The sequence below is a fragment of the Neolewinella agarilytica genome (genome assembly GCF_900110645.1).
GTDB classification, from domain to species: Bacteria; Bacteroidota; Bacteroidia; order Chitinophagales; family Saprospiraceae; genus Neolewinella; species Neolewinella agarilytica.
The window spans coordinates 38,440-52,009 of sequence record NZ_FOFB01000003.1 but is presented as its reverse complement, the minus strand read 5'-3'; the positions used below and the strand labels follow the sequence as shown (position 1 = coordinate 52,009).

Annotated in this window: 13 protein-coding genes; 11 read left to right on the top strand and 2 right to left on the bottom strand. The window is 53.0% G+C overall.

The genetic code is table 11. The features are described 5' to 3' along the window. Together BM123_RS03690 and rlmB are read left to right on the top strand one after the other, a co-directional pair. Entirely contained in the window at window positions 1–1,458 is a 1,458-nt protein-coding gene (locus tag BM123_RS03690) for a hypothetical protein (RefSeq protein ID WP_090165475.1), read from the top strand. A 120-nt stretch (window positions 1,459–1,578) separates the two neighbouring features. After that, window positions 1,579–2,328: a 23S rRNA (guanosine(2251)-2'-O)-methyltransferase RlmB gene (gene rlmB / locus BM123_RS03685; RefSeq protein WP_090165474.1), complete on the top strand. Its 750-nt coding sequence runs from the start codon at window positions 1,579–1,581 to the stop codon at window positions 2,326–2,328. Between the two features lie 96 nt (window positions 2,329–2,424). Here rlmB and BM123_RS03680 read toward each other — a convergent pair whose 3' ends face one another. Continuing rightward, window positions 2,425–2,931, bottom strand: coding sequence for a hypothetical protein (locus BM123_RS03680; protein ID WP_090165473.1), 507 nt, complete (start codon window positions 2,929–2,931; stop codon window positions 2,425–2,427). 238 nt (window positions 2,932–3,169) lie between these two features. Between BM123_RS03680 and der the strand changes: the two genes are divergently transcribed. Further along, complete coding sequence (gene der, locus BM123_RS03675) at window positions 3,170–4,474, top strand: ribosome biogenesis GTPase Der (protein WP_090165767.1); 1,305 nt, start codon at window positions 3,170–3,172, stop codon at window positions 4,472–4,474. Window positions 4,475–4,630: 156 nt separating this feature from the next. Beyond that, window positions 4,631–5,311 carry a uracil-DNA glycosylase family protein gene (locus BM123_RS03670; RefSeq protein WP_090165472.1) on the top strand — a complete coding sequence of 227 codons (681 nt, stop codon included), beginning with the start codon at window positions 4,631–4,633 and terminating at the stop codon, window positions 5,309–5,311. A 107-nt stretch (window positions 5,312–5,418) separates the two neighbouring features. Here the strand turns inward: BM123_RS03670 and BM123_RS03665 are convergent, their stop codons facing one another. Then, on the bottom strand, window positions 5,419–5,616 hold the full coding sequence (locus tag BM123_RS03665; protein WP_139211750.1) for a hypothetical protein: 198 nt from the start codon (window positions 5,614–5,616) through the stop codon (window positions 5,419–5,421). 71 nt (window positions 5,617–5,687) lie between these two features. Here BM123_RS03665 and bcp point away from each other — a divergent pair, with 71 nt between their 5' ends. The 7 genes from bcp to BM123_RS03630 all read left to right on the top strand — a co-directional run bounded on the left by bcp (window position 5,688) and on the right by BM123_RS03630 (window position 13,549). Then, entirely contained in the window at window positions 5,688–6,149 is a 462-nt protein-coding gene (bcp, locus tag BM123_RS03660; protein ID WP_090165470.1) for a thioredoxin-dependent thiol peroxidase, read from the top strand. Between the two features lie 12 nt (window positions 6,150–6,161). After that, window positions 6,162–6,806 (top strand): LysE family transporter, encoded by a 645-nt coding sequence (locus BM123_RS03655; RefSeq protein WP_319922090.1) that lies wholly within the window; start codon window positions 6,162–6,164, stop codon window positions 6,804–6,806. Between the two features lie 133 nt (window positions 6,807–6,939). Beyond that, on the top strand, window positions 6,940–8,295 hold the full coding sequence (locus BM123_RS03650) for an ArnT family glycosyltransferase (RefSeq protein WP_090165468.1): 1,356 nt from the start codon (window positions 6,940–6,942) through the stop codon (window positions 8,293–8,295). An 86-nt stretch (window positions 8,296–8,381) separates the two neighbouring features. Next, window positions 8,382–8,843: a hypothetical protein gene (locus BM123_RS03645; RefSeq protein WP_090165467.1), complete on the top strand. Its 462-nt coding sequence runs from the start codon at window positions 8,382–8,384 to the stop codon at window positions 8,841–8,843. Window positions 8,844–8,990: 147 nt separating this feature from the next. Continuing rightward, window positions 8,991–9,983, top strand: coding sequence for a M28 family peptidase (locus BM123_RS03640; RefSeq protein ID WP_090165466.1), 993 nt, complete (start codon window positions 8,991–8,993; stop codon window positions 9,981–9,983). Between the two features lie 149 nt (window positions 9,984–10,132). Further along, the gene (locus BM123_RS03635) at window positions 10,133–11,974 is read left to right on the top strand and encodes a stage II sporulation protein M (RefSeq protein ID WP_090165465.1); all 1,842 of its coding nucleotides are present in this window, start codon (window positions 10,133–10,135) and stop codon (window positions 11,972–11,974) included. A 270-nt stretch (window positions 11,975–12,244) separates the two neighbouring features. Next, window positions 12,245–13,549: a citrate (Si)-synthase gene (locus BM123_RS03630; protein ID WP_090165464.1), complete on the top strand. Its 1,305-nt coding sequence runs from the start codon at window positions 12,245–12,247 to the stop codon at window positions 13,547–13,549. Window positions 13,550–13,570: the final 21 nt, after the last annotated feature.

Here is a 13,570-nt window from a genome sequence, read left to right as displayed (position 1 = left end):
ATGCAAGACAGCAAAGTAGTGCGGCAAATTGCGGCCATGGATGGCCGGGAGCGCGAGCGCCTGCGGCAGTTCGTGGCCAGCCCCTACTTTAACCGGCATGAGGCGACGGAACTGCTGCTTAGTTTCATTCTGAAGGAACTGGGTAAAACACGGCCGAAGCTGGACGAGGCGCGGGCGCAGGATGCAGTGAAGGTTGCGGGCAGCGGGCAATCGCTCTCCAGCCTGCAGTCATCGCTCATGAAGCTCGTTAATCGCTTCCTGGCCGTAGAGCAATTGCAGAGCGAAGCCTTCCGCGAAGAGGTCCTCACGCTGAAGCGCACGAAGGAACTGCAGCGTTTTCGTCTGCTCGAAAACCGGGGTAAACGGCTGGATCGCATGGTAGAAAAACACCAGTACCGCGACGGCGACACCCACCTGGCCGCCTATGAATGGAAGGCCATCAATGGCTATTATCAGGGTAACCTCAAGCGCTCAGACACGCGGGAGATGCAGGCCATGCTTGACCATCTCGACCGGTTTTTCATCGTAGAAAAACTTCGCCACGCCTGCCAGCTCACCGCTAACATGATGGTGATGAATACCCATTATGAGTTCCTACTGCTGGAGCCCGTGCTGGACTTTTTGAACGGAGAGGCAGGCAGCCAACTACTCAACGAAACGGTAGAACCCAGCATCGACTGCTACTACCACATCCTGATGAGCCTGCGGGAGCCCGACGACGTAAGCCACTACGAACGGATGCGCTTTTACCTCGATGAAAGCTTCGACCGCCTACCCTACGACCACCAGAAAGACCTCTACGGCTTCGCGTCCAACTATTGCATTCAGCGGATTATGACCGGACACGCAGATTATCGCGTGGAGCTTTTGAGCCTTTACCGCCGGGGGCTGGACACGGGCATCATTTACAATAAGGATATCATCAGTGAGTGGGACTATAAAAACATCGTAACCCTCGGCTCCGCCACCGGGGAACACGAATGGACCGAGCGCTTCATTGAAGATAACCGTGAGCGCCTGCCCGAACGCGAACGGGACAATGCCTACGCCCTCAACAAAGCCCAATTCCTCTACAGTCTCAAGCGCTACGACGAAGCGACTGACCTGCTCATCACCGTTTCCGACTCCGACGTAAAGGTGCACCTTGCCCGGGTGCTGCTGGAGGTAAGAATCGCCTACGATCAGGCGGACCAGGAATACGCCCTTAATTTGCTGGAGACCTTCCGTCTTTATGTCCGTCGCAATAAGAATATCAGCGTTAAAGACAAGCGCAGCTATACCAACTACGTCCGCTTTACGAAACAACTCGTCAACCTAAAACATCAGGCCGACTTTATGGACCGGAAGAGCTACGACAAGAAACTCTCCTCCCTCCACCAAACCATCGGGGAAACGGATCCGCTGGTCGCGAAGCAGTGGTTAATGCGGGAGAGTGTGGGGGTAGACGGTAGTCGGTAGTTTGGTAGACGGTAGTCGGTAGTTTGGTAGTCGGTAGTCGGTAGACGGTAGAATCCTTCTTTTTACATTTCTACCGTCTACCGTACTACCGTCTACAACTCTACAGTCTACCTTTGCCCCATGGCAAGAGAAAGAGAAGATCTCATTTATGGTCGCCACCCGGTGCTGGAGGCTTTACAGTCTGGTAATCCGGTCGACAAAGTTTTTCTGCAGCAGGGAACCCGGGGCGAATTCGAGAAAGAGTTACGCAATCTCTGTAAGACGATGGAGGTCCCCTTCACGATCATCCCCCAGGCGAAGCTGCAACGGATGGTGAGAGGTAACCACCAGGGCGTGGTGGCCCAGTTAGCGGCAGCTGCCTACCAGAAAACGGAGAACCTGCTTCCCATGATCTACGAGCAGGGAGAAACGCCCCTGTTGTTGTTGCTGGATGGTGTGACGGATGTACGCAACCTGGGGGCCATTGCCCGCTCGGCCGAGGTATGTGGCGCTCATGGCATCATCATCCCCCAAAAGAATAGTGCCGGCCTGACGCCGGACGCCGTAAAAAGCAGCGCCGGGGCGCTGCTGCGACTGCCGGTCTGTCGCGAGAAAAGCCTGGTCAACACCGTAGAGACCTTACAGATGAGTGGGGTAAAAGTCATCGCCAGCGACCTGAAAGCCGATAAAATGCTGCACGAGCTGGAGCTTACCGAACCGCTCTGTATTGTGATGGGAGCGGAGGGGGAAGGTATCTCCACGGGCGTAGCCCGGGCGGCGGATGAGACCTTCAAAATTCCGCAGGCGGGCACACTCAACAGCCTTAACGTGAGCGTGGCGGCAGGAATTCTGCTTTATGAGACGATGCGAAAGCGGATGGGGCTGGGGTAGTAGTGTAGTAATGTAGACGGTAGTAATGTAGTGGCTACCGCAATTGGAAGGAGGGAGAATGTGACGGGTTGCCGCATGTGGGAGGGCGGGAAAAGTTCACCACTCAATACCGTACTTTTTGATGACGTGATCGATCTGTTCAGCATCCAGGTAGCGGCAGCGGAAGGCGCGTTTGCCGTTCATGTATTCCTTGAATGGAATTTTATCCCGCAGAAAAAAACTGGTTAAGCGCCTTATCTCTTCTTCTTTGAAGACAAAAGGGATTTTCACCTTCCTCGGAAACTTGTTAAAAGTAATCCAGGAATTATAAGGGCTGTCAGGTTTAGCGTTCTCAGGTGTTCTGTAGTGTATCTCAAGATCCCGCCAGGTGTACGACTCGTACACCTGACGCCGCCGGTAAGGGTCCCGGACGGTCACTCGTCCTCCTGAAAAGACAATACTTCCCTGTGCTCCAGTCACCCATTCGTCAGGTGAGCGCAGCGCATGGCTGAATACGGCTGTTAACCGCCCTATTGATTCCTGCAAGGGGTTGGCGTATACCGAACCATTCCACCAGGCCTTCCACCCAATGGGGGCATTACCTTTCCTTTTGTCAGAAGACATCGGTGAAGGTTTAAGAAATATACCCTGGAGTTCGTATTTCATGAAGTGACAAAAGTGTAGCTAATGTACTAAGCGACGGGCCTGTTCCCTCCCTGCTATCCAACAAACTTTTGCACCTGCGGCCGCGCCTCTGCTGAACTTGCCGGAAGTGCCCCTCAATTCCCTGCTGCTTAACCCGTACCTTTGCGGCCGCAACCAAGGGAGTCTCCCGGTGGTTGTATTTTACCAAGCCTTTTACATTATGGATATCGTAGCCATCGTCGGCCGGCCGAACGTCGGAAAATCAACGCTTTTCAACCGATTGATCGGGGAAAAAGTCAGCATTGTCGATGACCAGAGTGGGGTGACCCGCGACCGGCAGTATGGACAATCTGACTGGAACGGTAAAGAATTTGCCGTGGTAGACACCGGAGGCTTCGTGCGCAACAGCGACGATGTTTTCGAGGCTGCCATCCGTGACCAGGTAGAAATCGCTATTGACGAAGCCACCGTCATTATCTTTATGGTAGACGTAGCTACTGGTCTTACGGACCTCGACGAGCAAGTAGCCCGTATGCTTCGTAAGGCAAAGAAGCCCGTCATTCTTGCCGTCAATAAAGTGGATAACCACGCACGGCAGCTGGAGGCCAACGAGTTTTGGTCTCTTGGTTTTGAGGAAACCTTCTTCCTCTCTTCCGTTACCGGCTCTGGCACGGGCGATTTGCTGGATGCGGTAGTGGAACACGTTACTAACCACGTGGAAGAACCGTCGACCATTCCTCAAATTGCCATCGTTGGCCAGCCTAACGCTGGCAAATCAAGCTTCGTCAACGCCCTGCTTGGCGAAGAGCGTAATATTGTGACGGACATCGCCGGCACCACCCGCGATAGCATCAACAGCTACTACAATAAATTCGGGCACGAATTTAATCTGGTCGACACGGCCGGCATCCGTAAGAAAGCCAAGGTTTACGAAAACCTGGAGTTTTACTCCGTCATGCGCGCCATCCGCGCCATCGAAAAAGCGGACATCATTGTGCTAATCATTGATGCGACCGACGGGGTGGAAAGTCAGGACCTCGCCATCTTCCGGATCGCTCAGAAGCGAAACAAAGGAGTGGTTATTGCCGTCAACAAGTGGGACCTGGTAGAAAACAAGGAGACCAATACGGCCCGGGATTTCGAGAAGACGATTACCGAAAAATTCGCGCCTTTCAACGATCTCCCCGTCATATTTATGAGTGTGCTGGAGAAGCAGCGGATCATGAAAGTAGTGGAAGCCATCGGGCAGGTACACGAAAACCGAAGCCGCCGCATCCCTACCAGCCAGCTTAATGACGTTATGCAACGCGTCATGAGCCGCTATGCCCCCCCCAGCTACCGTGGCCGGGAGATTAGCATTAAGTACGTCACTCAACTGCCGATAGCTTACCCGGCCTTTGCTTTCTACACTAATCATCCGCAGCACATCAAAGAAAGCTATAAGAACTACCTGGAGAATAAAATCCGGGAAGAATTTGACTTTACGGGCGTGCCGATTTCTTTGTTCTTTAGGAAGAAGTAGGGTTGGTTCTTTAGTATTTTGGAGCTACCGCGCGTCGGAGGCGTCGGAGGCGTCGGAGGCGAACAACGTAAATTGGCTTTAAACTAAGCACACATTGCCATCTGTAATACGCGGCAATGCCAAAGAACCAAAAGACTAAAGAACTAAACTAACAGCATGTCCTTCTCTCAATCCGTCCTGGATTTCCACTTCAAAACCCTGACGCCCGACTGGAAACTCCCCAAAGGCGTGGAGCTTCTTTTCCCGTTCGACGGAGAAGACACCCAGGCCTGCATGACGGCCTTTTACGAGAAGTATTTTGACGACGACAATCCCAGAATTTTCGTGGCGGGCATCAATCCTGGCCGCTTCGGTGCCGGTGTGACGGGTGTTCCCTTTACCGGACCCAAGATGTTAAGAGAAGAATGTAGCATTGAGCATCCTTTCACCAGCCGGCCGGAACTGAGCGCGGATTTCATCTATCGCTGGATCAATGCCATGGGCGGACCGGAAGCCTTCTACAAAGACTTCTACATCACCTCGGCCTGCCCGCTGGGCTTTGTCAAAAACGGTAAAAACTACAATTACTACGACGATAAAAAGCTGGAGAAGGCGATCCGTCCGCGGATCATCGAGAACTTCAACACCCAACTGGCTTTTGGCAGCAGGACGGACTTTCTGCTCTGTCTCGGAGAGGGAAAAAACTATAAATTCCTGAAGGCGCTCAACGACGAGCAAAAATGGTTCGGGGAAGTCATTCCGCTCTCCCACCCGCGTTTCGTCATGCAATACAAACGCAAAAGCCTGGATACTTACCTGGAGGATTATGTGGCGAAAAGCCAGCGGGCGCTGGGGTAGCCTGGTGGTCCTTGTAGTCTGGTAGGCTGCCGCATGTTGGAGGCGTTGGAAGCGAAAAGTAAACGCTTTCTGTATAGCTCTGAATTTCTTATTAAACGCTTAGAGCCTTACACCCGGAACCGGCTCCTGAGCAGTAAATAAATGATTGGGCCGAATAGTGGCAGCAGCAGAACGGCGTAGAGCATACCGTTGCCCAGGCCTGCATTGGCGCGGTCGGCGATGTCCTTACGGGCAATCCGCAGAATTGGCCAGTAGATGGCTACCGCAACGGCAAGAATACAGAGAAGAATGAGTGTATCTTTCATATCGGGTAAAGTTACAACGATGCTGACGGGCGCCTCGTTCAACTACTCTGCCACTTCTTCGTTTAGTGGGCATGACAAGCTTACAAAAAGGCGATGCCGCCCCCGACTTTTCCGGTACCCTCCACGATGGCAGTACCGTTTCTCTGGCTGATTATGCTGGCAAGAAACTCATCATTTTCTTTTATCCTAAAGACGACACGCCCGGCTGTACGGCCGCGGCCTGCTCCCTGCGTGACAACTTCGGGGAACTAAAGGCAAAAGGTTATGAACTGCTGGGCGTTAGCCCTGACAAGCCGGCGAAGCACCAGAAATTCATTGACAAGCACTCCCTGCCGATGCCCTTGCTGGCCGACGAAGAACACAAAATGATGGACGCCTACGGCACCTGGGGGCCGAAGAAATTCATGGGCCGCGAATACGATGGTGTGCTACGCACTACCTTTGTGATTGATGAAAACGGCATAATTGACCGGGTGTACACCAAGGTAAAAACCAAGGTACACGCGGAGCAAATTATGGCCGACGAAGCGTAACCTACCTAATTAATCTCCCCAATCGGTCAACTAAGCTTTATACTGGAAGGTATCCGTGCCGGTCTGCTACTGGCACTGCTGGTGGGGCCACTGCTGGTACTATTATTGCAAATGAGTTTGCGGCGAGGCACACTGGCAGCCTTCACCGCAGCTTTAGGTATTTGGGTAAGTGACATCTCATTGATTGCCGTCACTCATTACGGAATTGGTGGCCTCTCTTCTGTTCTTAACACCAGTTACTTTGAAGAAATGGTGGGATCCATCGGCAGTGTAATTCTGCTGATCACCGCTGCAATTATGTGGTTCAGGGACCCGCCGGACTTGTCAGAGGAACGGGAAATACCCAGCAAAAGAGGGCTCTTAAGTGCCTTTGCGCAGGGCTTTGCGATCAATACTTTCAACCCCTTCACCATCGGCTTTTGGTCCTTGTTCACCGTTACCCAGGTGCACGATCGGGGCCTCAACGACGCCAATGCCTGGGCCATTTATGGCGGCATATTACTGACGATCGTTATTACCGATTCCATCAAGGTGCTGGGCGCCCGTAAACTGCGGGACATGCTTACCCCGAGGGTCATTCTGCAGGTACAGCGCCTGGGGGCGCTGGCGCTGGGGGCATTTGGAGTCGTGCTGGGGGTAAGGGTTTGGTTGGGGTAGCAATACGTTGTCAAATGGGGCGCGGGACCGCAGGTGCAGGGGAAGAGGTCTTTAAAAAGCAGTGCCTGAAGTACCACCCCCTCCTACTACCTTACCTGTTTTTTGAGCCAATTGCTTTAAATTAGTTGGGCGAATGACCTCCAAAGCCCTGTTCCTCCTACTAATTCTTATTGCCAGTATTTTCTGCGCCATCAACATCGGCTCGGCGGAAGTACACGCCTGGGACGAAGCCCGCCGCGGCATCAATGCCCTCAGGATGCTACAGACCGCTGACTGGTGGAACTACCGTTTTCTGGACCAGACTGACAGCTTCAACACTAAGCCTCCCCTCTTCACCTGGGTACTGGCCTTAAGCTTCAAATGGTTTGGAGTAAATATCTGGAGCCTTCGGTTGCCCTCTTTATTTGCGATGCTCGCCTATCTGACCTACCTGTGGTTATGGATAAGAAACTGGCAAAACGGCCAGCTAGCTAACACAGTCCTCGGCATCCTGATTTCCGTCAATGGCATCATTGGCTTCCACGTCGCTCGTGCGGGAGATACGGACATGCTCTTCCTCCTCTTTCTTACCATTGGGCTGGGCGAGCTTTTCCGGTATCTCAACGAAGCAAAAGCCATTCGGCTGTATTATGCGCTCGGAGCAATCCTGTTGGCTTTCCTCACCAAAGGAGTAGCCATCGCACTGATTATCCCCGGTGCAATGGCCTACGTTTGGCGAAGAAGAGCGGTGTGCCAACAAAAATTTCGCCCAGTCTTACTCGTGCTCGGAACTGCCATTGCAGCGGGTTTTCTGGCTTATTTACTCTGCAGCCAGTTTGGCCTGGCAACTGATTATGCGAACGGGCAAAAAAACCTGTGGCAAGCCATGTTCCTGACCGACGGAGTAGAGCGCTTCAGCAACTCCGAATTTGAATCTGGTTATCATTGGGATTTTCTCCTGGTAGCCCTCGACCTCGGTTTCGGTCCGTGGATCTACCTTTTGTATGCCGCACTAATTCTCCTTCCAATCACCATTGGCTGGAAAGCCTTCTACCGTTGGGTGAAAAAAGACGAGCTTCTCGTTTTTAGCTTCCTCCTTTTTTGCTCGGTCGGGTTTCTGTTGACGATGAGCCAAAACAAACATCAATGGTACCCCGCTCCGGTTTATCCCTTTTTAGCCTACGCCTTGGCAAGGGCTATTCATTTCCTGTTTGAGTGGAAACGTTTTTTGGTTTATCCCATCTTATTGATATGGCTGGTGCTCATCGGTTTTAAAGTCAGGCACCACTATCATGACCAAGACGCAATAAGACCACTAACGAAAAGCTGGGAAGACGAGCTGCTGAACAACGCCTCCGTAGCGGTACCCAACAATGTTCCCCAGCAACTACTCTTTCATTTGTACCTCCGTAACCCCAGACTCCAAATCGTAACGGGAGAGGCGTCAGCCGACCTATGGTTACAAAAAGGAGATTGTCAGGATAAAATCCTGGGCTATTGCCTCGAATAAGTCCCTGCTCTTTATTTTAACACCCTCTTATGCATCCACTTATCCGTTTTCACGTTCCTATCTTTGCAAACTCAAGCCAAACTACTATGCGCACGCTGCTACTTACCCTTGCCTTTGTTTTCGTTGCCGGAGCCAGCCTTCAGGCACAAGACACGAATCTTTGGAAGACACTCTCCAAAATTACCTACGAGAAAAAGTTCGATGAGCTACTCGGCTTCAAGGTGGATGTGCCCGTGTTCAGCGAAGGCATTCAGGCGCTGGAAGGAGAGATGGTGGAAGTAAGTGGCTACATCGTTCCCGTTGAAGGATATAAGAGTCATACGGAGTTTGTCTTCAGTGCTTACCCCTACAACATGTGTTTCTTCTGCGGCGGGGCTGGCCCCGAGACAGTGATGGAGGTCACCAGCACCGAACCTGTGAAGTACAGCACCGAGCGCATCAAACTACGCGGCAGGCTGGCGTTGAACAGTGACGACATCAACCGACTGATGTATGTGCTGACGGAGGCGACGGTTATTAAGGGTAGCGACGAAGGGGCGGGGAAGTAGGTCCTTTTTTCGGGTACAAGTACAGATGTACCCGAAAACCAAACCTTCGTATCTTGGGTACATCTGTACTTATACCCGAAAACCATCTGACTTCCCCCTTTAGGGTACAACTGTAGATGTACCCGAACCGCCCAAACTCCTTTCCCCTTGCGCCCACATTCAGCCTTCCGCCCATTACTTAGCCTCCTGTTTATCCTTCTGCTTACCGCCTGTGGAGAGGATGCTGCCGTAGACACGCCCTCTGCACCTGCGGCCGCGCCTGCGCCAAAATCAGAAGCCAAGCCCGTACCCGCCTTCAACCGCGACAGCGCCTACGCCTACGTCGCCCGCCAGGTGGCCTTCGGCCCCCGCATGATGAACACCCCGGAGCACGACGCTACCGGGGAATGGCTCGCCGGCAAACTGAAAGAATTCGGCGCCGTCGTTGAACTGCAAACCTTCACCGCCAACGGCTACAAGGGCACCAACATCATTGGTCGCTACAACCCTCAGTCAACTGACCGGCTTCTGCTGGCCGCTCATTGGGACACCCGCCACGTAGCCGACAGCCAACTCGAAGACGACCCCACCGCCATCGTCATGGGTGCCGATGACGGTGCCAGCGGCGTCGGCGTCCTCCTCGAAGTAGCCCGGCAACTCGGCCTCTCCACTCCCGATATCGGCGTCGACATCATCTTTCTCGACGCAGAAGATCAGGGCGACTCCGGTAATGCTGACAGCTGGGGCCTCGGCGCCCAGCACTACGCCAAAACCGTGAAAGCCCCCAAACCACGCTACGGCATTTTGCTCGATATGGTCGGCGCACGCAACGCGCGATTCGCCATCGAAGGTTACTCCAAAACCAACGCTCCCGAAGTGGTAAAGAAAGTCTGGAACATGGCTGCAGGAATGGGCTTCGGAAGCTATTTCCCAAAGGAAGACGGAAGCCCCGGAGTAACTGACGACCACTTTTTTATCATGCGGGATGCAGGCATCCCCATGGTGGACATCATCAATCACCGCCCCGAAACTCAAAGTGGTTTCGTCGCCCACTGGCACACCGGCGATGACAACATGGATAATATCGACAAGCGCACCCTACGCGCCGTCGGCCAGGTCGTCCTCGCAGTAGTCTATAATGAGGCGGCCGGGAAGATATGAGAGTGAATGCAGGAATGGTCGAATGAAAGAATATGACGTACATTCACTTATTCATTCTCTCATTCTCTCCTTCCCCCATTCTCTCATTCTCTCCTTCCCCCATTCACTCATTCTCTCCTTCCCCTATTCAATAATTCACCCATTCGTACATGCGGGAAACCGAATTCATAGAAAAGAACCAAAAGAAGTGGAAACGCTACGAGCGTGCCCTGGACAACGACGAGCAGGACCCCGAACTGCTCAACCAATTGTACGTCCACACCACGGATGATCTTTCCTACTCCCGCACCTTCTATCCCAACCGTTCGGTTCGCGTTTACCTCAACGGACTGGCACAACGGACCTTTCTGCACATTTATCGGGGCCGACGGGGAGAAACCAGTCGCTTTTTCACCTTCTGGACGGACGAACTACCCCGGGTAGTTTTCGCCCAACGCCTCCCGCTCCTGATCTCACTGGGCGTTTTCGTCTTGGCCATGCTCATCGGCATTGTGAGTTACCGCATTGATTCGGGCTTCGCCGAAACCATCCTCGGGGAGTACTACATGGACATGACCCGGGAGAACATCCAAAGCGGAGACCCGATGGCAGTCTACAAGCAGATGTCTCCCTTCAACATGTCTTTACGGATCACGTTGAACAACATCTTCGTAGCCTTCATGACCTTTATTGCCGGGGCTTTCTTTGCCGTTGGCACCATCGTACAGTTGATCCGCAACGGGGTTATGCTGGGCGTTTTTCAGTATTTCTTCTACGATCAGGGGATTTTTCAGGAAAGCTTCCTCACCATCTGGATCCACGGTGCGCTGGAGATCAGCAGCATCGTCATTGCCGGCGGAGCCGGACTGGCCATGGGCCGGGGCTTGCTTTTCCCGGGCACCCACTCCCGGCTAACGGCCTTCCGCAACTCCGCCCGCGACGGGCTCAAGATCATGCTCGGCACCGTGCCGCTGTTCATCATTGCTGGCTTTCTCGAAGGCTACCTCACCCGGCATACGGAGCTGGCCGATGGCATTCGGGCGATGTTCATCATTCTCTGTTTCGCCTTTATTCTCTGGTACTACGTATTCTACCCGCGCCGCGTTGCGGCGAGGCCGCGGCTGGAGGAAGAAGCCGTTGCCAGAGTAGCAAGGGTAGACACGGAGAAGGTGAAGCTGAAACAGATCCGTACATCAGGAGACAACCTCACGACCGTCTTCAGCATGCTGCGTTCCAATGCAGGCTTACTCTTCGGCGGTATATTTGTCATCACCCTGGGTTTCTGCTTACTCTCTTTTTACTTCTACGGCTCCAACTCCAGCACCCGCTATATTTTTGACGGCAGCTTCCTGGGAGATTTTCATAACGTACATGAGCTGACCACCAGCTTTTCCCGGGATCGTGGTTTTCTTTATCTGCTACTCGTGGCCGCTGGATTTTACGGATTGCTTCGCTTATCATTCGAAATCTTCTGGAAGTCAACTGACATCGAGCTGCTTCCCGCCAGTTGGCGATCCGAAGCCTTCCTCTATCTGGTTTGCACAGCCATCGCCGTAGGCTTTGCATTCAGCGGAACCATTGCCGGGCTGTTTGCCTTTCTCCTACTCCCCTTTCTGATGACCTTCGCCTATGCGGGCTATTCCGGGCTAGCGTCTCCGCAGGAGACTTTTAAGTTTGTGTACACCAACATTCTCTCGGCCTATTCCAACTTTTTGCTCATCATCATTATGGCAGTACCCTGCATGTGGCTGCTGGACACCACAGTAGGCAGCCTCATTTTTGCCTTCCTCGATTGGATCTTTTATGCCGACAGCATCACGATCGACAACGCCAACGTTGTCTTGCAGGCCATTAGCTACTGGTTCTTGTTTGGCATCGTATTCTGCATTTGGGCGCTGTCCTTCTCGCTGAACTTCTATCACCTCCGGGAAGTGGAAAGAGCTGATGGACTATTGGAACGCATCGAGAGTGTTGGGACTAAGCGCCGCATCCGGGGGATGGAAATGGAATGACCTGTGCTAAAAGAGCTCCTTTTGGGGCGCCCCGCGCAGGTGCAAAGGGAGTTTGTAGCTGGCAATGAGCACCCTACAAACAATTATTTGGCAACAGCAAGGATTTTCCAGCTGAAAAGTACGTTTAGGCGACGTAAAATCACGTTATTTGCTCGCTGTTAAGTAATCCTCGAACCGAAGGTGCCCGTTGGCGTTACCCAAGGTAAGAATGAATGTAAGTGCATTCACTGACTAACCAACAAAACAAAGCTTTTAAAGATACCCGATCAGATGGAATCCCTTAAGAAAAAATTTGCCGCTAAGGCACTTGCCCTTTACACCGAAATGCGTGCTATTAATAAAGAGCACGGTGAACGAAAAATGGACGAGGTAGTGTTGCGGCAAATCACCGGAGGTGCCCGCGGCATAAAAATGATGCTCTGGGAAACCAGCCAACTCGATGCTAATGAAGGCATTCGTTTCCGGGGTTATTCCATTCCTGAAATCAAGAAGCTATTGCCCTCCGGCCCACAAGGAGAGCCAAAGCCCGAAGGCTTATTCTGGCTCATGCTCACCGGAGAGATTCCAACCGCAGAAGAAGTAAACGACCTGACTAAAGACTGGCAGAGCCGCTCCGATCTTCCACAGCAGGTTATGACCAGTCTTGACGCGCTACCCGATGATGCTCACCCGATGACACAGTTCACGATCGGCATCATGGCTATGCAGTCTGACAGTATTTTCAGCCGTCGCTACGCCGAAGGCATGAGTAAAACTGATTACTGGGATGCCTGCTACGAAGACAGCATGAACCTCATCGCCCGTCTGCCCCGCGTAGCGGCCTACATTTACCGCCGGTCATTCCACGGCGGAGATCATATTCCGGCCGACAAGAGCCTCGACTGGGCAGCCAACTTCGCTCACATGCTGGGCAACGACGATGAAGACTTCCGCAGCCTCATGCGTCTTTACCTCACGATCCACGCTGACCACGAAGGTGGTAACGCTTCAGCGCACACTGTCAATCTCGTTGGCTCTACGCTTAGTGACCCCTACCTGTCTTTCAGCGCAGGCATGAACGCCCTGGCCGGCCCGCTTCACGGCCTGGCCAACCAGGAAGTCATCAAGTGGATCTTCGAAATGATCGAAAACCTCGGTACCAAGACGCCCACCAAAGAACAGATTGCCACCTACGTGCAGGAAACGCTGGACGCAGGTAAGGTTATCCCGGGTTACGGCCACGCCGTTCTTCGCGAGCCTGACCCCCGCTTCACGGCGCAGCGTCGCTTTGCTGAAGAGTACATCAAAGGCAGTGACCTGATCGAAACCGTCTGGAAGATTTTTGATACCGTTCCTCCCATGCTTCAGGCACTTGGCAAAGTCAAAAACCCCTGGCCTAATGTTGATGCTCACTCTGGCGCCTTGCTCGTTCACTACGGCATCAAGGAATACAGCTACTACACCGTCCTCTTCGGTGTGAGCCGCGCCCTGGGTGTACTCGCCGCGGGCATTTGGAGCCGCGCACTGGGAATGCCGCTGGAGCGACCAAAATCCGTTACCAGCGACTGGATCAAGGCTCAGCTCAAAGACGCATAATTTCACCGTCAGGATTTGCGG